16 protein-coding genes and 1 pseudogene are annotated in these 20,633 nt (G+C 65.2%); 9 read left to right on the plus strand and 8 right to left on the minus strand.

The features are described 5' to 3' along the window. Positions 1 to 3 precede the first annotated feature (3 nt). A complete protein-coding gene (locus tag ACH82I_RS11385) occupies positions 4 to 2,373 on the minus strand; it encodes a DUF6049 family protein (protein WP_413332680.1) in 2,370 nt (789 codons plus the stop codon). 14 nt (positions 2,374 to 2,387) lie between these two features. Beyond that, a complete protein-coding gene (locus tag ACH82I_RS11390) occupies positions 2,388 to 2,876 on the minus strand; it encodes an NUDIX domain-containing protein (RefSeq protein WP_413332682.1) in 489 nt (162 codons plus the stop codon). A gap of 130 nt (positions 2,877 to 3,006) precedes the next feature. Here ACH82I_RS11390 and ACH82I_RS11395 point away from each other — a divergent pair, with 130 nt between their 5' ends. The 8 genes from ACH82I_RS11395 to rplI all read left to right on the plus strand — a co-directional run bounded on the left by ACH82I_RS11395 (position 3,007) and on the right by rplI (position 12,543). After that, complete coding sequence (locus ACH82I_RS11395; RefSeq protein ID WP_413332684.1) at positions 3,007 to 4,530, plus strand: CCA tRNA nucleotidyltransferase; 1,524 nt, start codon at positions 3,007 to 3,009, stop codon at positions 4,528 to 4,530. A 166-nt stretch (positions 4,531 to 4,696) separates the two neighbouring features. After that, positions 4,697 to 6,403, plus strand: a complete 1,707-nt coding sequence (locus ACH82I_RS11400) for an AMP-binding protein (RefSeq protein ID WP_413332686.1) — start codon at positions 4,697 to 4,699, stop codon at positions 6,401 to 6,403. Between the two features lie 531 nt (positions 6,404 to 6,934). Beyond that, positions 6,935 to 9,235: a transglycosylase domain-containing protein gene (locus ACH82I_RS11405; RefSeq protein WP_413332688.1), complete on the plus strand. Its 2,301-nt coding sequence runs from the start codon at positions 6,935 to 6,937 to the stop codon at positions 9,233 to 9,235. A gap of 26 nt (positions 9,236 to 9,261) precedes the next feature. Then, on the plus strand, positions 9,262 to 10,698 hold the full coding sequence (locus ACH82I_RS11410) for a hypothetical protein (RefSeq protein ID WP_413332690.1): 1,437 nt from the start codon (positions 9,262 to 9,264) through the stop codon (positions 10,696 to 10,698). Positions 10,699 to 10,835: 137 nt separating this feature from the next. Then, on the plus strand, positions 10,836 to 11,126 hold the full coding sequence (gene rpsF, locus ACH82I_RS11415; RefSeq protein WP_230745735.1) for a 30S ribosomal protein S6: 291 nt from the start codon (positions 10,836 to 10,838) through the stop codon (positions 11,124 to 11,126). Positions 11,127 to 11,159: 33 nt separating this feature from the next. After that, positions 11,160 to 11,792: a single-stranded DNA-binding protein gene (locus ACH82I_RS11420; RefSeq protein WP_413332692.1), complete on the plus strand. Its 633-nt coding sequence runs from the start codon at positions 11,160 to 11,162 to the stop codon at positions 11,790 to 11,792. Positions 11,793 to 11,828: 36 nt separating this feature from the next. Next, entirely contained in the window at positions 11,829 to 12,068 is a 240-nt protein-coding gene (gene rpsR / locus ACH82I_RS11425; RefSeq protein WP_135537718.1) for a 30S ribosomal protein S18, read from the plus strand. A 16-nt stretch (positions 12,069 to 12,084) separates the two neighbouring features. Continuing rightward, a complete protein-coding gene (gene rplI, locus ACH82I_RS11430; protein ID WP_230745739.1) occupies positions 12,085 to 12,543 on the plus strand; it encodes a 50S ribosomal protein L9 in 459 nt (152 codons plus the stop codon). Between the two features lie 399 nt (positions 12,544 to 12,942). On the opposite strand, the gene efeB is transcribed toward rplI, so the two are convergent. Genes efeB through efeU form a run of 3 tightly spaced genes read right to left on the minus strand, consistent with a single transcriptional unit; the run spans position 12,943 to position 16,751 of the window. After that, positions 12,943 to 14,328, minus strand: coding sequence for an iron uptake transporter deferrochelatase/peroxidase subunit (gene efeB, locus ACH82I_RS11435; RefSeq protein ID WP_413332695.1), 1,386 nt, complete (start codon positions 14,326 to 14,328; stop codon positions 12,943 to 12,945). 13 nt (positions 14,329 to 14,341) lie between these two features. Continuing rightward, the gene (gene efeO, locus ACH82I_RS11440; RefSeq protein WP_413332697.1) at positions 14,342 to 15,658 is read right to left on the minus strand and encodes an iron uptake system protein EfeO; all 1,317 of its coding nucleotides are present in this window, start codon (positions 15,656 to 15,658) and stop codon (positions 14,342 to 14,344) included. A 49-nt stretch (positions 15,659 to 15,707) separates the two neighbouring features. Then, positions 15,708 to 16,751, minus strand: coding sequence for an iron uptake transporter permease EfeU (efeU, locus tag ACH82I_RS11445; RefSeq protein ID WP_413332699.1), 1,044 nt, complete (start codon positions 16,749 to 16,751; stop codon positions 15,708 to 15,710). 216 nt (positions 16,752 to 16,967) lie between these two features. Here efeU and ACH82I_RS11450 point away from each other — a divergent pair, with 216 nt between their 5' ends. Continuing rightward, positions 16,968 to 17,603, plus strand: coding sequence for a DUF1345 domain-containing protein (locus tag ACH82I_RS11450; RefSeq protein ID WP_413332700.1), 636 nt, complete (start codon positions 16,968 to 16,970; stop codon positions 17,601 to 17,603). 95 nt (positions 17,604 to 17,698) lie between these two features. Here the strand turns inward: ACH82I_RS11450 and argE are convergent, their stop codons facing one another. The 3 genes and pseudogenes from argE to ACH82I_RS11465 form a co-directional block, all read right to left on the minus strand. After that, positions 17,699 to 18,874 carry an acetylornithine deacetylase gene (gene argE / locus ACH82I_RS11455; RefSeq protein ID WP_413332702.1) on the minus strand — a complete coding sequence of 392 codons (1,176 nt, stop codon included), beginning with the start codon at positions 18,872 to 18,874 and terminating at the stop codon, positions 17,699 to 17,701. 314 nt (positions 18,875 to 19,188) lie between these two features. Beyond that, a pseudogene (locus ACH82I_RS11460) lies at positions 19,189 to 19,875 on the minus strand (class I SAM-dependent methyltransferase); the annotation flags it as partial. Positions 19,876 to 20,060: 185 nt separating this feature from the next. After that, entirely contained in the window at positions 20,061 to 20,501 is a 441-nt protein-coding gene (locus ACH82I_RS11465) for a hypothetical protein (protein ID WP_413332703.1), read from the minus strand. Between the last annotated feature and the right edge of the window lie 132 nt (positions 20,502 to 20,633).

Here is a 20,633-nt window from a genome sequence, read left to right on the forward strand (position 1 = left end):
GCTCTACCTCTTTTCCGGTTCGTCGTTCTTCGCGCGTGCCATCGCATCGGCGAGCTGCTCTTCGGGGATCTTCGGGCGACCGCGCCTGATCGTCTTGACCAAGCCGATCACGAATACTGCGGCCAATGCCAGTCCGACCACGGCGGTGCCGATGTTCTCCCAGTCGGCGCGAACCCTGACCAGCAGCGATTCGTCCTTCGGCAGGACGGTCCCGTCGCCGGTGACCATTTCGATCCGCGTCGGCACATCGGCATTCGCCAGGCCCTCCACGGGCACGTCCACACGCATCGTCTCCGCAGGTGGGACCGCAACGGTCTCGGTGGTCTGGGCGCGCAGCTGCGGGGTCTGCGGTTTCATCCGGATCTGCATCTTCGCCTCGGCGGTGGAGTCGTTGACGATCGTGACCGGGATCGTCGTCTTCTCGCCGGTGACGAGGAGGACCGAGGACCCCTTCTCGAGGTAGAGGCTGTCCATCGCCTGCTGACTTCCGGTCTGGGCCTCGGAGGCACAGCGGTCGGCGCTGCCGCCCAAGGTCCAGGCCACCGAGGTGCAGCTGAGCAGCTCGCGATCCATCCGCGTATCGGCACCCTCCGGGTCGGTGAAGACGCTGTTGAAGCGGGCCTGCGTGGCGCGGGTCCGGGCCAGCGACTGCAGGGCACCGGCACCGATGCCCTCGGCATCGTCGGCGGTCTGCAGGAGGCCGCGGGGTTCGGCATCGGTGCCGAGCAGCTCGTCGACCCCGGTCGGGTCGACCCACGGTGTGGAGGAGAGAGCGTCGATCGTCTCGGCCCAGTTCGCCGAGGCGGCCGTCCGCGGCAGCGGAAGCAGCAGGTGGCGCGTCCGGTAGGGGGCTTCGGACTGGATCGCGGCCGTGGTCGCGACGAGCTCCGAGACCCCGGCAGCGGGATGCTTGGAATCGATCACCTCGGCGCTCTGCTGCGTCAGCGCAGAATCGGAGACGAAGGTCTCGATCGTCGTCTCGCCGTCTCCGGTGGTCGGTGTCTGCGAATGCGCATCGTCACGGATTCCGGTGATCGAGGGCTGTTGGAGGTCATCGATGATCGCCGCCGCGTTGCCCGATTTCTGCAGCTCGTGCAGGGAGTTCCTGTCGGAGGTGCCGGCGAGCGGCCAGGCGATGTCCGTCTTGGCCTCCGGCAGGACGTCCTTGACGATCTCTCGCTGGTCCTGAGCGAAGTCGTCGAGCTTGTCCAGCCCTCCCTCGTTGAGTCCGACGAGGTCGGGATCGCCGTAGGGCAGAGCGATGACTGTGTGTTTGCGCGCCTCTTCGAGGAAGTCCCGATACCAGTCGTCGAGGCGTTTGCGCTGGTCTTCCCTGGCCTTCTTCTCCTCGGCGCTCTCTTCACCCTCATCGCTGCCGTCGGCGTTCGCTTCCGGTCCCGGCGGTGGGGTCACGGCCTCATCCGTTCCCTCCGGGGAGGGCTGTTCGCTGGGCGGCTGCTCCGCCTCGTCTTCGGGCGGCGGTTCAGCCACGGCGGCTTCGAAGGAGGCGATGACCCGCGGATCGAGCGCGAGACCCAGCTCATCGTGGTCGAGGAGATCCTTGATCGTGCTCAGCGAGCCGCCCTCCCCGATGGCCTCGTCGAGATCGTCGGGGGCGATGATCCCGTCGGCGGTGTGGCCGGGCAGGGTCACCGGCGCAAGCATGCTGACCTTGGTCTTGTCGAACTTCGGGCTCGGGTACCAGGTGGAGAAGCCGACCCCCGTAGCGAGCAGGCCACTGGCGTCGGCGAGCTGCACGGCCAGTCCGCGCGGACCCCAGGACGAGACCGGCGAGGATTTCGGCAGGCCGAGCTGATCGGCGGGCACGGAGATCGTGAACTCATAGGAGGCGCCGGGGGCGATGGAGTCATCGAAGGTCGCATCCACCGAGGTGACCGGGTCCTTGTCGTCATCGTCGGAGTCCTTCGCCGCCTTCGCTGCCTCCTTCCGGGCCTCGGGGCCGTTCTCGCCGAGATCGGCGATCATCCGATGCTGGGACTGATCGGTCTTCCACGCTTCGATCCGGTACTCAGCATCGAGATTGCGGGTGGACATGGCCAGACCGAGGTTGGGATCGGCGATCGCCTGATCCGTGGAGTTGACGATCAGCCCCCGAACCTTGAGAGTGCCGTCCTCGTCGACCCACGGAGTCACCTCGTCGAGGGTGATGGAGACTCCCGAGGAATCGCCGGAGTCAGCGGCATCGTCGGCACCGCCCGTCGAATCCGCCGTGCCTGTGCCCGAGTTCGTGCCGTCGGTGTCGGCCTGTGCGGCGGCGCTCGCTGCTGCCGGAGTCGCGCCGAGGAGCGGAAATGCGAAAACCGACCCTGCCAGCAACAGGATCGAGCTCAGCAGGGCGGTCAGGAAACGCATACGGCTAATGGGTTTCACTGCTCCAATCGGGACACCATCGGACGGGCGGCGGCGACGATTCGACGTTCATTGGCGAACGAGAGCCTCGAACGCAGGTCATTGAAGGGAACCCATGCGGCATCGATCGCTTCCTGGTCAGGATCATTATCCACGGTCAGAGTCCCCGAGCGGGCACGCAGCAGGAAATGGTGGACGAGTTTGTGGATCCGGATCCCGGTCACGGTGAACCAGTAGTCGACTGTGCCCAGCGGGCAGATGATCTGGCCGAGGATCCCGGTCTCCTCCTCCACCTCACGGCGGGCCGCCTCGGCGGGGGTCTCCGTTCCCTCGAGATGACCCTTGGGAAGACACCATTCGATCCGGCCCGCCCGGTTGATTCGGGCGATGACGGCCACGCTCAGCTCCGGGCGTGAGAAGTCGACGACGATGCCCCCGGCGGAGATCTCCTCCACCGTGGTGCGACGGGACGCTCTGGGTCCCGGTTTGGGCATCGGTATGGTCATTCTCCTACCTTAGTAGGCGATTCTTGGAAGTTTCGTGTCACGGCCTCCCGGTAGGCTGGTCACACCCCGGTCCCTGGCCTCAGTTTCGGGGTCGAAGAATTGTGAGAAGAACGCGAGAAGAAGGAGCTCGGTGGATCCGCAGACCGCGCACGCCCGACTGCATGACAAGCTCGATGAGCTCGAGCACATCCTCGGCCCGCTCGGGCAGCGCTTCTCCGAGGCCGGGTTCGAGCTCGCGCTCGTCGGCGGCTCCGTCCGTGATGCGCTGCTCGGCCGCCCGATGCCCGACCTCGACTTCACCACGGATGCCCGTCCCGATGACATCCTGAGCCTGATCTCCGGCTGGGTCGATACGCACTGGGACATCGGCCGCGAATTCGGCACGATCGGGGCGATGAAATCCGGCGTGCAGATCGAGATCACGACCTACCGCGCCGAGGCCTACGAATCCGACTCTCGGAAGCCCGAGGTGCGCTTCGGCAGCGATCTCGACGCGGACCTCGTGCGCCGCGACTTCACGATCGGGGCGATGGCGATCCGCCTGCCCTCGAAGACCTTCGTCGACCCGCATCACGGATTCGACGACCTCATCGCCGGAGTGATCCGGACGCCCGGGGCCGCCGCCGACTCCTTCTCCGACGATCCCCTGCGGATGATGCGGGCCGCCCGCTTCACCGCCCAGCTCGGACTCGCCCCCGCCGCCGAGGTGGAGGAGGCGATGCGGAACATGGCCGAGCGGATCTCGATCATCTCCGCCGAGCGTGTGCAGGTCGAACTCGTCAAGCTGATGACCGGAATCGACCCGGCCGCGGGCATCGACCTGCTGGTGCGCACTGATGTCGCCGACCATGTCCTCCCCGAAGTTGCGGGACTGCGGCTCGAGACCGACGAACACCACCGGCACAAGGACGTCTATCAGCATTCGCTGACGGTCCTGCGCCAGGCCGTCGAACTCGAGGAGCGCTATGCCGCGCGGCAGCGGGAGGCCGGACTCGATCCGAAGGACCCGCAGCACCTGAGCGTGCCCGACTTCACCGTCCGCTTCGCCGCCCTCATGCATGACATCGGCAAACCGGCGACCCGCAGGTTCCAGCCGGGCGGTGCCGTGACCTTCTATCACCACGATGCTGTGGGGGCGAAGATGACGGCGAAGCGGATGAAGGCGCTGCGCTTCGACAAGGACACGACGAAGGCGGTCGGCCGCCTCGTCGAGCTTCACCTGCGCTTCTACGGCTACGGCGATGCCGGGTGGACCGACTCGGCCGTGCGCCGCTACGTCACCGACGCCGGGCCGCTGCTCTCCCGCCTGCACATCCTCACCCGCGCGGATGTGACCACGCGGAACAGGAAGAAGGCCGATCGGCTGGCCTTCGCCTACGACGATCTCGAGGCACGGATCGAGGCCCTGGCCGAGCAGGAGGAGCTGGCGGCGATCCGCCCCGACCTCGACGGGCGGCAGATCATGGCGATCCTCGACATCGCGCCCTCGCCCTTGGTGGGCAAGGCGTACAAGCACCTGCTCGAGCTGCGGATGGAGCACGGACCTCTGGGCCCGGAACGCGCCGAGGCGGAGCTGCGGGCCTGGTGGGCCGAGAACGATCCCGCGGAGTCAGGGGCGCCGGCAGAAGGCGGGTCCGCGGGGACTGTGGACTAAGTCGATCTCGCGGGGACTGTGGACTGAGACACTCCCGCGGCGAACGAGGTCTGAATTCTCACCCCCGACTGTTGCAAGCTCACGCGGTGCTGATAGCTTCGGTTTCAGATGAATCTGTGCTCGGCGTCACATGCGGTGCCGTCGACGAGAACGTGAGGAGATCACAATGACGGTGACCGACGATTTCCGGGCGGCCAGGGACACGCTGATCGAGCTTCGCAGCGACTATGAGGCCGCGCGTGAGCGTTTCGAATGGCCCCGCTTCGAACACTTCAACTTCGGCCTCGACTGGTTCGACCGGGTGGCGGAGAACAATGACAGTCCGGCTCTGTGGATCGTCGAGCAGGACGGCTCCGAGGGCAAGTGGAGCTACGCCGAGCTCTCGGCCCGTTCGAATCAGGTCGCGAACTTCCTGCGCCGAGCCGGAGTCAAACGCGGTGATCACGTGATGGTGATGCTCGGCAACCAGGTCGAACTGTGGGAGACGATGCTCGCCGGCATCAAGCTCGGTGCGGTGCTGCTGCCGACGACGACTCAGCTCGGGCCGATCGATCTGAGCGACCGTGTGGAACGCGGCCAGGCCGAATTCGTCGTCGCGGGCGTTGCGGATGCCGCGAAGTTCGATGATGTCGACGCCGAGGTGGTCCGCATCATCGTCGGTGGTGAGGCTTCCAGACAGCAGGACTGCGCCTACTCCGAAGCCGATGAGGAATCTACCGACTTCGATCCGCAGGGCAGGTCCCGCGCCGACGATCTCCTGCTCCTCTACTTCACCTCGGGCACGACGTCGAAGGCGAAGATGGTCGCCCATTCGCATGTCTCCTACCCCGTCGGGCATCTCTCGACGATGTACTGGATGGGCCTGCAGCCCGGAGACATCCATCTCAACGTCGCCTCTCCGGGCTGGGCGAAGCACGCGTGGTCGAACATCTTCACCCCGTGGATCGCCGAGTCCTGCGTGTTCCTCTACAACTACACGCGGTTCGACGCGAATGCGCTGATGGAGACCATGGACCGGGTCGGCGTGACGAGCTTCTGCGCCCCGCCGACCGTGTGGCGGATGCTCATCCAGGCGGATCTCGGTCACCTGAAGAACCCGCCGGCGATTGCGCTCGGCGCCGGTGAGCCCCTCAACCCTGAGGTCATCGACCGGGTGAAGAACGACTGGGGCGTGCTCATCCGCGACGGGTATGGGCAGACCGAGACGACCCTGCAGGTCGGCAATTCCCCCGATCAGGAGCTCAAATACGGCTCGATGGGCAAGGTCCTGCCCGGATACGACGTCGTCCTTATCGACCCGGCCACCGGGGAAGAGGGCAATGAGGGAGAGATCTGCCTCCGCCTCGATCCCAGGCCCCTGGGACTGACGAGCGGCTACTGGAGCAACGACGAGAAGACCGCCGAGGCCTTCGAAGGGGGCGTCTACCACACCGGTGACGTGGCCGAACGCGATGAGAACGGCTTCATCACCTACGTCGGACGCGCCGATGACGTGTTCAAGGCCAGCGACTACCGGCTCTCCCCGTTCGAGCTCGAGAGCGTGCTCATCGAACACGACGCGGTCGCCGAGGCGGCAGTCGTCCCCTCGCCGGACCCGGTGCGCCTCGCGGTGCCGAAGGCCTATGTGGTCGTCTCCGAACGGTACGAGGCGAATGCGGACACGGCGCGCGAGATCCTCGCCTACTGCCGCGAGCATCTGGCACCGTACAAGCGGATCCGCCGCCTCGAGTTCTCGGACCTGCCGAAGACCATCTCCGGCAAGATCCGCCGCGTCGAGCTCCGAGCCCGTGAGGACCAGCTCCACCCGTCCAGCGGAGAACCGGCCGTCGAAGGCAAGGAATACGCCGACACCGATTTCGACCTCAAGGGCTGAACCCGGGAGGCTGTCGAGCCCGGCGCTCGCGGGCCCCACCGCCGGTCGATTCGGCTCAATCAACGCGGAGCTCGAAAAAGTCGTCACCAGCGACGACTTTTTCGAGCTCCGCATTGCTGTCCGGGTGGGTACCGGTTTCTGGGCGTCGACTGACCGTCTGCGGCAACGACTGACCGGGGTTTTCGCGGGAGGTAAGGGAAGGGCAAGTCATTGAATGTGAGCAATGCCGCACTCGGGGTAGTTGATTCCTCGCCGAGGGGCTAAAATTCCTGGTGAGCAGGGTTGCGGGATGTTACCGGCCATACCGCCGAGTAACTACAGGGGGTGCCGCAGGTGTCGATTCAGCGGTTTTTCACGATCTACTAAAGATCGCGTGCGACACTGAAATGCATCTCTGACCTTATCGAACCTCGTCGCCACGCAATGCGGCAGGCTGACTGACCTGGAGGACCTTGGGTGGCTAAGGGACAAAATCAAGCCAGAACCAAAGGCAAGAAAACAAAGAATCTTCTCAACTACCCGCGTGCGGGTGTGAGCGGATGGACTCGTTTTCTGCCCAGCATCCGCGTGCTCGTCGTCGGCGGACTCAGCCTCATCATCGCACTGTGCGTGCTGTTCTCCATCGGCTATGCGACCACGGATGTCCCTGAGCCCAACCTCGAGGCGACCGGTCAGACATCGACCATCTACTACAACGACGGCAAGACGCCCATCGGCCAGTACAAGGTCGAGGACCGCAAGTCCGTCCAGATCGACGAGATCTCGGAGCCGATGCAGAAGGCTGCCATCGCAGCCGAGGACACCTCGTTCTACGAGAACCGCGGCATTTCGATGAAGGGCCTCTCCCGTGCCGTCGTCGGCGTGGCGACGAACAAGTACGCCGGTGGCGGTTCGACGATCACCCAGCAGTACGTGAAGAACTTCTACCTGACGAATGAGCACTCCTTCGATCGCAAGATCAAGGAGATGTTCATCTCGCTGAAGATCGATCAGCAGCAGAGCAAGGACGAGATCCTCGCGAACTATCTCAACACGATCTACCTGGGTCGTCGTTCCTACGGCATCGAGGTCGCGGCTCAGAACTACTTTGACAAGCCCGCCAAGGATCTCAACGTCAGCGAGTCGGCACTGCTGGCCGCGATGATCCAGCGACCCGGTGTCGCCGATCCCTCTGAGAACCCCGAGGCCTACCAGGGTCGCTTCGACTATGTCGTCCAGTCCATGGTCGACGAGGGCTTCATCACCGAGGAGCAGGCCGCGAAGGTCGAGATGCCCGACGTGAAGAAGGCGAACAAGGAGTCTTCGCTCTCCGGTCAGAAGGGCTACATGTGGGACTTCGTGCGCCGTGAGGCCATGGCGAAGCTCGACATTGACGAAGCTCAGCTCGATCGCGGTGGCTATAACATCGTGACGACCTTCGACAAGGATCGGATGAAGGAGGCCGAGAAGGCCATCCAGACCCTGCCGTCGAATCAGCCGAAGGGGATGCAGGCCGGTCTCGTCTCGATCGACCCGGACAACGGCGGCATCGAAGCCTTCTACGGTGGCAAGAACTACCTCGATCAGGCCTTCAACGCCTCGACCCAGAGCCATGTTCAGGCAGGCTCGACATTCAAGCCCTTCGCCCTCGTGGCCGGGCTGGAGAACGGCGTGCGACTGACCGATACCTACCCGGGCAATCCTACGACATTGAACAACGACGGAACGCCGTGGCCGGTGCAGAACTTCGGTAACTCAAGCTATGGACCCGTAAGCCTGCTCAAGGCCACGCAGAACTCGATCAATACGGCCTATGCCGCACTCAACTTGCAGGTCGGACCCGACAAGACCGTCGATGTCGCACAGCGAGCCGGACTGAGCGGCAACTGCACCGATGAGCAGATGTCCTCGGGCGACACCGGCCAGTGCACGATCGAACTCACCCCGAACGCGGCGAACGTGCTCGGAACGCCGAGCGTCAAGCCCATCGACATGGCCAACGCTTATGCAACCTTCGCCTCCAACGGCGTTCACCACGAGACTCATGCGATCAAGAACGTGACGCAGGGCGCCGAGGACAAGGAAGTGTACAAGGCTGAGACCAAGGGCAAGCGCGTCTTCGATAAGGCCGTGGCCGCGGAGACGTCCTACGCTCTGCAGCAGGTCGTCAACGGGGGCTCGGGCAGCTACGCCGCGAACCTCGGTCGTCCCGCAGCCGGTAAGACCGGTACGACAAGCAGCAACAAGGCAGCCTGGTTCACCGGGTACACTCCGAATCTCGCGACCTCGGTGGTCCTCTACCGTGAGGTCGACGGGAAGTCTGTGTCCATCGGCGCCTACGGCGGTCGCAGCGAGGTCACGGGCGGTTCCTTCCCGATCCAGGTCTGGACCACCTATATGAAGGGTGCGCTCGAGGGCGAGAAGGTCGAACAGTTCCCCGAGCGCGGAACCCTGCCTGACAAGCCGAAGCCGGAGAACACGAACGCTCCGGCGGCTCCGCCGAAGACACGCGCGCCCAGCGGAAGCAACAGCGGCAGCGACGGTGGAAGCGGATCCGGGAAGACCAAGGCGCCGGTCGAGGAGCCCAAGGACGACGAGGACAAGAAGAAGGACTCCGACTCCAAGGACGACGGCAAGGACTCCAAGGATGAGGACGGCCGTGAGGACAACGGCTCCTCGAAGGACTCGGACAAGGGTTCTGATGATGGCAAGGAGAAGCCTGCGCCTTCGGTTCCCGCTGATCCACCGAAGAAGCCGAAAGATAGCGAAGGCAATTCCAACGATAGTTCTGGCGGTGGATCATCAAACGGTTCGAACGACAATAAAGAAGGTGAGCTCGGAGGCGATGACTGACGCCCGCTGACCGCTAGCATCGAGTCATGCCTTCGAAGCCCAGCACCCGGATCGCCGAGCCACTGCTCGGCGGTCCGGACGGCATTCACCTCGCTGCTGCCGGAGCCGGATTCCGCCGCGGACAGGCCTATGTCCTCGCCGGCCTGCTCGGCCTGACGACCTTCCTCGCCCTCGCCCTGCAGGGTCCGTGCCTGAGCTCGGGATACGAACAGCCGGCCGCCTCGGCGAGGATGTGCGCGGGACCGCTGTCCACAGCGTTCCTCGGCCACGTCAACCCCGAGGTCGACGGCCGCTCCCATGGCGGCATGGCCGGTCTCTCGGTCCTCGAGGCACGACTGGCCGACCTCATGCGGCTGATGACCGACGACGTGTCGGTGTTCATGGTCGCCGTCCTTCTGCTCAACGTCCTCGGCATCGCCGCGCTCGGCGCCGGTCTCCTCGTGCTCGCTCGGAGCCGCGCCTGGCTGGTGGGGATCTTCGCCTCCCCGCTCATCCTCTTCACCCTCGGCTCCACCCTCGACCCGGTCGCTCTGGCGCTGGCAGTGTGGGCGATGGCGCTCTTCGCAGGCTCCCCGCCCCTGCGACCTCGTCCCTGGCTGTCGGGTCTGCTCCTCGCCGTAGCGGCCTTCATCAACCCGCTGGCACTCCTCGTCCTCCTCGCCCTGACCCTGTCGGGTCCGCACCCGGCTGGCCGTCTCGCACCGCGCAGCCCGCGGATGATGCTCGCGGCGGCAACGATCACCTCGGCGATCCTGCTCGTCCTCAACGGCGACGCCATCGACCGGGTCATCCACTGGCTCTCCGACGCCGTCGACGGGGGCTCCTTCGCCGCGATCCTGCTCATGGCACAGCTCGGCGACGCCGAGGTGTGGGCACCGGTGTGGATCATCGGCAGCCTCGGTGTGGTGGCCGCGGTCGCGATCTCACTGTTCATGGTCCGCAGGTCCGGGCTGGACCCAGCAGTCTCGGCCTGCCTGCTCATCGGCGGCTGCCTGCTTCTGGCCCCGGGCCTGATGCCCTGGGACAGTCTGTGGCTCCTGCCCTTTCTCGTCCTCGCCGTCCACCGCTGGTGGGTGCTCATCGTCTGGGCGTGCGCGGAGACCGTCTTCGCGATCGGAATCCAGCTCGGAGACATCATCGGCTTCGACACCGACAAGGGACTCGAACCGGCGTTCGTCGCCCTCTTCACCCTGCTCCGCCTCCTCGCCCTGGTCCTCGTCGTCATCTTCGCCGGTGAGAACCTCTACCGACGGCGGATCCGCGGTTGCCTGCGCCCGGTGGGACCACCTCGGCGCAGGGACGGCGAAACCCACCCCGACGTCGCATTCCCCGGTGATCGGCTGTCCCCGGACGAACCGCCTCGGCGGGGATCTGCGGCGACCGTGGCCGGCGACCCGGACGAGACCGGCGCCCACGATGCCGACGCCGTCCGAGGTGGGCAAGGGCACGGGAATCGGACATGACAGGCCGGACCGAATTCGACTAGACTAGGCAGGTCTGTTCCCATTTCGCGCCTACCGCGGGGGACGGAGCGGACATGCATATACCCTCCTGCCATGGAACGACCATGGCCGCAAAGACCAGAGGAGGTGGGTGACACATGCGTCATTACGAGCTCATGCTCATTCTTGACAACGAACTCGAAGAGCGGACGTTGGCTGAGACCGTGGACAAGCTGATCAAGGTTGTCCCGGCTGAGAACGGAACCGTCGACAACGTGGACATCTGGGGACGTCGGCGCTTCGCCTACGACATCCAGAAGAAGTCCGAGGGCTACTACGTCGTGGTTGATTTCCACGCCGAGCCTGCAACGACCAAGGAACTCGATCGCCAGCTCGGACTCAACGAGTCCGTCCTGCGCACCAAGATCCTCCGCCCCGACGCCAAGTAAGGCGTCACGCTACCTCGCTTCAAGGAGCATTCAATGGCAGGCGAAACAGTCATCACGGTCGTCGGGAACCTGACAAGCGATCCCGAACTGCGCTTCACACCCAACGGTGCTGCTGTCGCAAACTTCACCGTGGCCTCGACGCCGCGTATCTTCGACCGTCAGGCCAACGAGTTCAAGGACGGGGAAACCCTGTTCCTGCGCTGCTCGGTCTGGCGTGAAATGGGAGAGAACGTCGCCGAATCCCTGCAGCGGGGTACCCGGGTCATCGTGCAGGGCCGGCTGAAGTCACGGTCCTTCGAAACCAAGGAAGGCGAAAAGCGCACCGTCATGGAACTGGACGTCGACGAAGTCGGCCCCAGCCTGCGACGCGCAACCGCCCAGGTGACGAAGAACCAGAGTGGCGGAGGCGGCAACTCCTATGGCGGCAACTTCGGCGGAGGACAGGGTGGTGGCTCCCAGCAGGGCGGCTTCCAGCAGCAGTCCCCCGGCTGGGGCAGCAACCCGCAGCAGGGCGGCCCTCAGGGCGGCCAGCAGCAGGGCGGCGGCCGCCAGGGTGGTTACAGCCAGGGCAACAACGGACCGGCGAACGACCCGTGGGCATCATCGAGTCCACAGAACGACAACGGCGGCTGGGGCAACCCGGGCGCCGATGAACCCCCGTTCTGACCACGTTCTTAGACATTTCGTAAACAGGAGATACTCATGGCAAAGCCAGAGATCCGGAAGCCTATCAAGAAGAAGGCTAATCCGCTCAAGAAGGGCGAAGCGGCGACGATCCACTACAAGGACACCGCTACGCTCCGTAAGTTCATTTCCGACCGCGGCAAGATCCGTGCTCGTCGCGTCACCGGCGTGACCGTGCAGGAACAGCGCGTCATCGCAAAGGCTGTGAAGAACGCCCGCGAGATGGCACTTCTGCCCTACTCGAGCTCAGCTCGCTGATCGAAGGGAGAGAAACATGCCTAACCGCAAAGTGATTCTGAACCAGGAAGTCGACGGCCTCGGTGCCGCCGGCGATGTCGTCGAGGTTCGTGCCGGATACGCACGCAACCTGCTGCTGCCCCGTGGCTGGGCATCCGCTTGGTCTGAGGGCGCAGAGAAGCACATCAATGCTCTCCGCAAGGCTCGTCAGGCCAAGCAGATCGCCGACCACGACGAGGCCGTCAAGGTCAAGGGCGAGCTGGAGTCCAGCTCCGCTCGCATCGAGATGAAGTCCGGCAAGAACGGTCGCCTGTTCGGCGCCGTCACCCCGGCCCTCGTCGCCGAAGCCCTGCAGGCCGCGACCGGACACGACTTCGATCGTCGTCAGGTCGCCCTGACCGGTCACGTCAAGGCGCCCGGCAGCTACACCGCTGTCGTCCGCGTCAACGACTCGATCACCGCGAACGCCAAGTTCGAGGTCATCGGCAAGGCCTGATCCACCGGATCGGCTGAGTGGGCCCGAGCGATCGGGTCTGCTCACCGGGCTGCGTCCCAGTGATCAACAGCTATACAACGCCGAGGCGGTACCCCATGAGGGTGCCGCCTCGGCGTTTCTGTGTGGGTGGGAGTTTTCGGGCGGGGCGTGTGGGCGTGGGGGGTGTGACGTGAGCGTCTCGCGGGGCTCGAGCGCTACGTCCTACAGGGAGTGACACATCGGCGCAGGAGTGACACGTCCTACCGGAGGGACGGGGCGTTGTGTCACGCAGTGTAGGACGTAATGCGCGCCCGGTACGCGACGGCGCGTGGGATGCGCGCCGGGACGCTACGGCACGCGTTATGTGCCAGCGTCAGACACTTGCACCCGGGCACGTGCCAGTGCCCAAGCACGTGGGCCTCAGGCGAAGAGCTTCTGACCGATCATCGTGTCGCCCTCGGCCACCCCGGGTGGGATCGCGAAGAGCGCCGAGCCCTGATGCTGCAGGTATTCGGTGAGCAGGTCCTTCTGCGCCATCTTCTTCAGGATCGGGTAGAAGTTCGTCCGTGGATCGCGCACATAGGCGATGAAGAACAAGCCGGCGTCGAGGCGGCCGAGCGAATCATTTCCATCGGTGTAGTTGTATCCGCGACGAAGCATGAACCGTCCGTCGTTGTGCTCGGGGGCGACGATCGAGACATGGGCTCGGGGGTCGATGGCCGGTTCGCCCTCGGCGTCTTTCACGGCGAAATCGAGCGGGGTGAACTCCTCGTCGGCGTCCGGTGCCGCCACTGACTGCGGCGCCCCGTAGCGCTTGTCGCGACCGATGATGTCCTCCTGCTCGCCCAGGGAGACGCGATCCCAGATCTCGAGGAACATGTGGATCTTGCGCGCCATGAAGTAGGTGCCTCCGGCCATCCACCCGTCGGAGGCCGGATCGTCGCCGGACTGGACCCACAGATGCTCCGCGAGCTGTTTCTGCGCGTCCTCGCGTTTGAGGTTGTTCGTCCCGTCCTTGAAGCCGAAGAGATTGCGCGGCGTCTCCTGCGACGTCGAGGTCGAGGAGGTGCGTCCGTACCCGATCTGGCCCCACCGCAGCTTCGCCGTGCCGAAGGCGATCCGAGTGAGATTGCGGATGGCGTGGACGCAGACCTGCGGATCATTCGCACAGACCTGAACGAGGAGGTCGCCGTCGGATTCGTCGGATCGCAGCGCCTCGTTCGCGAATTTCGGCACCCCATCGCCGAGGATGGCAGGCATCTTCGACTTCAGTCCGAACCGGTCCCTGCCCGACTTCGACTCGAAGAGGGTGCGTCCGAACCCGAAGGTGATCGTCAGCCCACTGGGCGGGTAGCCCCACACCTCGCCCGAGTCCTTCGGCGGGAGTTCGGTGTTCGCGTCCGGAGTGCCGCCGACGAGGTCGCCCGCCGTCATCTGCTCGGCCGCGACGGTCCAGTCCTCGAGGAGGAACGTCAGGGAGTCGATGTCCTCGTCGACGATGTCGAAGGCCGCCGTGTACATATTGTCCTGAGCCGGCGTGAGGATTCCCTGCTGCACCGCCTGCCGGAAAGGGTAGCTCAGCTGCGTCGCGGAGCGTTTGTGCTCCTGAGAGGCCCGCACGCCGTACCCGACGGCACTACCGCCGACCCCGGCGATGCCGAGGGCTCCGGCGGCCCCGCCGAGGGCGAAGAGGCGCCTGCGACCGATGCCGCGGAACCGTCCTTCGGCCGACTCAGAGGGTCCGGCGGTCTCCGCCGAGGCGGAACCCGCAGATTCCGCCTCGTCGGACTTGTCGCTGTTCGTCATTCGCTTCTCGACCTCAGTGCAGGACCGTTCCGCTGACCTTCGACAGGGGTTCGCTCAGGGCGTTGACCGCATCGGAGAACTCCTGCTGGGTCTTCGTGTAGTCGGTGTCCTTCGGAGCTTCGCCGGCGTCCTTCTGCACGCTGGCGACCTTCGAGTAGTCCTTGTAGAGGACGTTGCCGTCGTCGTCCTTGCCGTCCGTCTGCTTCTCGAGCAGCTCGTTGACCTTGTCGAGGTTGTGGGTGATGCGCTTCGCGAGATCCGGATCCTGCTCCTCGACGAGCTTCTCCACGTTGCCGTAGGCCACCTCGGCGCCTTCGACGTTCGCCTTGAAGTCGTAGAGGTCGGTGTGGGAGAAGGTCTCCTCCTCGCCGCCGATCTTCGACAGGGCCACCTCTTCCATGAGGTCGGAGGCACCGGTGGCGACATCGGAGAGCTTGAGCTCGAACTTGCCGCTGGCCCCGTCGACCTTGCCGTAGACGAGGTCGTAGAGCGTCTGGGTGTCCTCGCCCAGCTGATCGGCGACCTTCTTCCGGTCGGCCTCGGATTCGAAGGCGAACCCTTCGGACTTCCCGGCGAAGAGATCGGCCTCGATGCGGTGCCAACCGGTCCAGTCCTTGAGGACCTCGGGGTCGTTCGGCTTCTTGCCGGCGTCGGCCGACAGGTCCTGCACGCGTGCGTCCAATGCACCATCGAGGTCACCGGCCTCCTTGACGCCGAAGGATTCGGCGGTCGGCTCGATGCGCTCGTAGTGCTGCCTCGCGAGTGGGAACAGGGCCTTGGCCTTCTCGGTGTCGCCCGAGGTGTAGGCGTCGGTGAACTCCTTCGTCGCATCGACGAGCTGCCCGACCTGGTCCTTGACGTAGCCGGTGTAGTTCGTGATCGCCTCGTCTTCGGCTGCCTGGACGTCATCGGAGACCGTAACCTCTTGGCCTTTGGTCACGGCGAGTTCGGCCAGTCCGACGAAGTCGCCGACCATGTTCGGCTTGCAGGCCGTGTAGTAGGTGCCTTCGTCCAGCGCCGTGGTCAGCGTGGCGGTCGTGCCGGGGCCGATGTTTTCCCGTTCCGATTCGATCTGCAGCTTGTTCTCGGCGAGGACTTCGAACTCGTTGGGCTTGGTGCCGTTGTTGGTCACCGTGAACGTCACTTTGCCGGACGGGAACTCGGCCGGGGAGACATCGCAGGAGTCGTCGGTGATGGTCACCGTGACACCGTCCCCGTCTCCGTCGCCGGAAGCGGACTTCTGATTCTGGGGATTGTCGGTGCAGGCCGCCAGGGAGAGAGCCATGAGCGTGGCTGTCGGGAGGGCGAGCAGAGCGGTGTGACGTTTCATTGTCATCCTTGAGTGGTGTGGTGGGGCATTGACTGATGGGGCGGACGGGTCACCGTCGGGGCTCTCCGGTGTCCGGAGGGCCGGCCGAGGGTGTCACCGGGCTCTCGCGGCTCTCGCTTGTGGCGAGTGAGGGAGAAGTCTGTGTGCTCGATTCCCCCGCCGAGGTGGGGGTCGAGGAGGTGGTTGAGCGAGGGGTCGAGGAGGACGTCGGACGAGAAGTCGAGGAAGAGGTCGAACCGGGCGCCGAGGTGCCGGCGGGGCGCGTGCGCCCGTGCACCTGGCGGGCGAAGAGGACGACGACCGGGACGATGTAGACAATCCATCCGATGGTCTGCAGCACTGTCGGTTGCACGTTGACCTGGAAGATCGCCTGGCCGAGCACGTAGAGCCAGTAGATCGGGGAGCCCGGACCGGGCAGGGCGCCGCTGAAGTCCCAGGCATGGTTCATGATGCCCGGCAGCACTCCCGCCTCCTGGAGGTCGCCGATCCCGTAGGAGAAGATGCCGGCGGCGACGAGGATGAGTAAGTAGCCGGTGACCGAGAAGAAGAGCTTCATGTTGATGCGTCGGGAGCCGCGGTAGATGATCCAGCCGAGGACGACGGCCAGGATCAGCCCGACGATGACCCCGGCGGTGGTGGCCAGGACGCTGTTCTCCACCGAGGAGCGGACCGTGGCCCAGATGAACAGTGCCGTCTCCGCGCCTTCGCGGCCCACGGCGAGGACGGCCAACCCGACGATTCCCCACCCGGAGAATCGCTTCGACAGGGACCCGGCCAGCGAGGATTCGAGTTCGCCCTTGAGATGCCGGGAGTGTTTGCCCATCCAGAAGATCATGCCCGTGACCAGAGCGACGGTGACGATGGAGAGGCTGCCGCCGATGATCTCCTGCGCCTGGAAGGTCAGCGTCTTCGGACCCCAGGTCAGCAGGGCACCGATGGTCAGCGGGATCAGGGCGGCCAGGCCCACGGCCAGCCAGAGCTTGGGCAGCACATCCCGGCGGTCGGTCTTGACGAGGTAGCCGACGAGGATGCCGATGACGAGAGTGGCCTCAAGGCCCTCACGCAGGGCGATGAGGAGATTCGCGACGAACATCCGACCTTCTTCTGTCTGTTCGCCGAGGTGGCAGGGATGTGTCGCCTCGGTGTTCCATTGATCAAGATAAATTGCATGAATTTAGCCTTACCTAAGGCTTCAGCGAAATCAGTGTACATCGTTGGCCGGGGTTACGGTCGACAGGCGGGTGTGCAACAGTGGATGACGCGACATTTCCGGGCCCGAGTCGCCCTTGCACGAACGAACGGAGCACCCATGGGAAGGCTGTTCATCAGCGCCACCAATCGGCTGATCGCCTCGATCGTTCTCGGTGTGATCGCCGGAATCCTCGTCGGATTCGGGGCCGGAGCAGCCCTGGGCGCCTTGGTCGGCATCACCGTGGTCACGACGGTGTTCGTCGTCCTCGGCACCGTGGTGCTGTGGCCGATGGACGCCGAGGCGACCCGGTCCAATGCGAAACGTGAGGACTTCCGGCCCGTCGTCGACGAGGTCGTCATCACCGTGGCTCAGCTGCTGGGCATCGGCGGCATCGTCGGCCTGCTGATCCTGGGCGGATCGGATGCCGGTGCGTGGCCGGCCGCGATCGCCCTCCTCGGCGTGTTCATGTCCTGGGCGGGTCTGCAGCTGCTCTATTCGGCCCGCTATGCGTTCCTCTACTTCGACCGCCCCACGCCATCGGGGATCGACTTCAACACGGGCACCACCCCGAACTACCAGGACTTCCTCTACTTCGGCTTCGCCGTGGGGATGACCTTCGGCGTCACCGACACGAGCGTGTCGACCACCGAGATCCGAGCCGTGGTGCTGCGCCACAGCCTGCTCTCCTACGTCTTCAATGCGGTCATCTTGGCCACGGCGATCAACCTCGTCGTCGGTGTCTTCGCGGGGTGATCGCCCGGGTCACACCGGCGCCGAGGCGGTGCTGCACCGGTCGACCGGAGCTGAGCTCAGGAGATTCGGGCCGTGCCGAGGCGGTCGTGCTTGCCTCAGCTCCTGCTGAGATCGGTGACGAGGGAGTCGATGAAGGATTCGCAGGCGGCGATCTGGCTCAGTTCGATGAACTCGTCGGGGGCGTGGGCCTGGGCGATGTCTCCGGGGCCGCAGACGACGGTCGGGATGCCGGCGTTGGAGAACAGGCCCGCCTCGGTGCCGTAGGTGACCTTGTCATCGGTGGCGATGCCGCCCCAGCTGGCAGCCAAGGACACGATTTCTGCATCGGCCGGGGTCTCGCAGCCGGGGGCGGCAGCGGTGACCGTGAAGTCGACGCCGGCGGCCTCGTTCTCGGCAGCCATCTGCCTGCCCAAGCGCTCGGCCTCGGCGCGGAAGCGGGCGATGAGGGCCTGCTGGTCGACGGCACCCAAGGACCGGAATTCGAACTCGACGCTCGCCTCGGCGGGGATGGTGTTGATGGCGATTCCGCCGGTGATCGTGTTCGCGGTGACCGTCGTGAAGGGCACGACATAGGCGTCGTCGAAGGGTCCGTCGGTCCGGAATTCGGCGGCTACGGCGTGGACGAAGGCGACGAACTCGGCGGCGTAGGCGATCGCATTCACGCCCTCCGGGGTCAGCGAGGAATGGGCGGCGACGCCGTGGAAGTCGACGCGGAAGACGTTCATCGACTTGTGGCCGCGGATGACGCGCATGCTCGAAGGCTCGCCGACGATACAGCCGCGCGGGGCCAGGCCTTTCTCGGTGATCGTGTCGACGAGGTCGATGGCGCCGACGCAGCCGATCTCCTCGTCGTAGGAGAAGGCGAGATGGATGGGTTCGGCGAGCTTCGCGGAGGTGAGCTCGGGAAGCTTGGCGAGGATGACGCCGATGAAGGACTTCATGTCTGCGCTGCCGCGGGCATAGAGCTTGCCGTCGCGGGTGTCGGGGGTGAACGGCTGACTCGACCAGTCCTGGCCGTCGATGGGGACGACGTCCGTGTGACCGGAGAGGACGATGCCCCCGGAGGTGGAGCCGTCGGCGGCGGGAATCGTGGCCAGGAGGTTCGCCTTCGTGCCTTCGGCATTGGGGATGTGCTGCGAGCTCAGTCCCGCCGCTTCGAGGCGGGCTTCGACATGATCGATGAGCGGGAGGTTCGTGTCCCGGCTGGTCGTATCGAATCCGATGAGTTCGGTGATTTCGCGGATGGTGGCCTCGGCAGGCTGTGCTGACACGGCTGCTCCTGACTGTGCTCGGAGGTGATTCGGCGATCGCCTCGGGGTGATGCCTCAGGGGTGAGGGATCGACGACCTGACCAGGACACCTTACGCTCGCTGTCTTCGGCGCAGTCCGCGCGGGTCAGACTGCGAGATGTCGGCACAACGACGTGAGACTGGCTGAACGACGTAAGAACGGCACAACGACGTAAGAACGGCACAACGACGTGAGACTGACACAACCTACCGAAGCACCTGTAGGTTGTGTCAGTTCTAGGTGTGTCAGCTTCGCTGAGGGGTGCGCAGCGGTTCGGCGAGGGGTGCGCAACCGCTCAGCGAGGGGTGTGCAGCGGCTCGGCGAGGATGAGCAGGGCATGATTGCGTGCCTCAACCCCGGACTCCGGGATCGCCGCGGCCAGCTCGGTGCGCATCGCCGTCCTGCTGGGGTCCGGCATGGTCAGCTGTGCCGAGTGGGTGAAGATCATCGACAGCCACGCGTCCGCGGTGAAGTGCAGCGCCTCGTCGAAATGACGCACACTCGCGGTGAACCCGTGCCTGTGAAGGTCCTCGAGCGCCGGGTGGTCGACCGGGGCGAAGCGGTCCGGTCCGGAGGAGCTTTCGTCTGCCTGCGAATCCGCGGCGTGCCCGAGCGTGGCGGTTCCTCCCTCGGGATGAAAGCGATCGGCGATCGCGGTCAGGCGCTCGCTCACCTCTCCGAGAGCCTGAACGTCGTTCCAGGTCAGGGCCAATCTTCCGCCTGAGGCTAGGATTTCGCGGATACGTGGCAGGGCTATTGCGGGGTTGACCCAGTGGAAGGATTGCCCGAAGGTCACGAGGTCGAAGGTCCGGCCCACCGCCTGCCACTGCTCGAAGGTGCTGATCTCGACGGGCAGACCCTTGGCTGCGGCGATGGCCGCCATCTGATCATCGGGCTCGACGGCGAGGACGTCGGCACCGGCAGCGGCGAGCTGCGTTGCGAGGATTCCGGTTCCGGAGCCGACATCGAGAATGCGCAGGACCTCTCGCCGAGGAGGTTCGACTGGAGCACCCTAACCGGCCTCGAGGATCGCCGCGATGAGGGATGCGGGATAGCGCGGCCGGAACCGGTCATAGTCCTCGGCCACCTGGCCGAAGGATTCCGCCCGACCGCGGTCATCGAAGTACGCCATCATCCGAGCCTAATCGCCATCATGTCCGTTTGGGCTCAGAAGTCCATATCCTCGGCGCGCGGGAACTCGGCGAAGGTGCCGCCATCCTCGATCGGTGCCAATTCGAGGTAGCCGGGGCTGTCATCGTCGATGAAGAGCAGAAGCATCGCGCCGGACGTGCCGGCATCGAGGACGATGCGCTTCGACCAGTCACCTTCGCCGCCGACATCGTCGCGACTCTCATCGTCTGCACGCGACCGAGGACGCATGCCGATGCTCGGGCAGGAGCCGCATGTGCACTCGTTCGTCACGACCACCTCGGCGAGGTTGTCCTCCCAGAGCCGCCGCTGTTCGTCTCTGATGGGCTCTGGCGGGTCCCACACCTCACGCTGTTCCTCGGTGAAGCTCGCGTAATCGGTCTCGTCAGGGGACGCGGTGGCGCGGCGAATCATGAGCAGCGCCGCTTCGCGTTCGTTCGGCGTCAGTTCGCGAATCATGCGTTCACGGTACCAATGCCGACGCACCGACGCCGGATCCTGATGGTGCCTTCGAACCCTCCTGCGGTGCCTGGCCCGACAAGTTCCCAGCCGCGGCACAGCCCGGGGATGCCCGCCCCGGCGGTCGGCTTC

The sequence above is a fragment of the Brevibacterium sp. GP-SGM9 genome (genome assembly GCF_047300845.1).
GTDB lineage: Bacteria > Actinomycetota > Actinomycetes > Actinomycetales > Brevibacteriaceae > Brevibacterium.

What these genes read in the sequence shown, in the direction of transcription:
- rpsR (WP_135537718.1), top strand. Translation starts at nt 11,829, where the DNA reads ATGGCAAAGCCAGAGATCCGGAAGCCTATCAAGAAGAAGGCTAATCCG.
- ACH82I_RS11450 (WP_413332700.1), top strand. Translation starts at nt 16,968, where the DNA reads ATGGGAAGGCTGTTCATCAGCGCCACCAATCGGCTGATCGCCTCGATC.
- ACH82I_RS11465 (WP_413332703.1), bottom strand. Translation starts at nt 20,501, where the DNA reads ATGATTCGCGAACTGACGCCGAACGAACGCGAAGCGGCGCTGCTCATG.
- ACH82I_RS11410 (WP_413332690.1), top strand. Translation starts at nt 9,262, where the DNA reads ATGCCTTCGAAGCCCAGCACCCGGATCGCCGAGCCACTGCTCGGCGGT.
- efeO (WP_413332697.1), bottom strand. Translation starts at nt 15,658, where the DNA reads ATGAAACGTCACACCGCTCTGCTCGCCCTCCCGACAGCCACGCTCATG.
- efeB (WP_413332695.1), bottom strand. Translation starts at nt 14,328, where the DNA reads ATGACGAACAGCGACAAGTCCGACGAGGCGGAATCTGCGGGTTCCGCC.
- ACH82I_RS11385 (WP_413332680.1), bottom strand. Translation starts at nt 2,373, where the DNA reads ATGCGTTTCCTGACCGCCCTGCTGAGCTCGATCCTGTTGCTGGCAGGG.
- ACH82I_RS11420 (WP_413332692.1), top strand. Translation starts at nt 11,160, where the DNA reads ATGGCAGGCGAAACAGTCATCACGGTCGTCGGGAACCTGACAAGCGAT.
- ACH82I_RS11400 (WP_413332686.1), top strand. Translation starts at nt 4,697, where the DNA reads ATGACGGTGACCGACGATTTCCGGGCGGCCAGGGACACGCTGATCGAG.
- efeU (WP_413332699.1), bottom strand. Translation starts at nt 16,751, where the DNA reads ATGTTCGTCGCGAATCTCCTCATCGCCCTGCGTGAGGGCCTTGAGGCC.
- rpsF (WP_230745735.1), top strand. Translation starts at nt 10,836, where the DNA reads ATGCGTCATTACGAGCTCATGCTCATTCTTGACAACGAACTCGAAGAG.
- rplI (WP_230745739.1), top strand. Translation starts at nt 12,085, where the DNA reads ATGCCTAACCGCAAAGTGATTCTGAACCAGGAAGTCGACGGCCTCGGT.
- ACH82I_RS11390 (WP_413332682.1), bottom strand. Translation starts at nt 2,876, where the DNA reads ATGACCATACCGATGCCCAAACCGGGACCCAGAGCGTCCCGTCGCACC.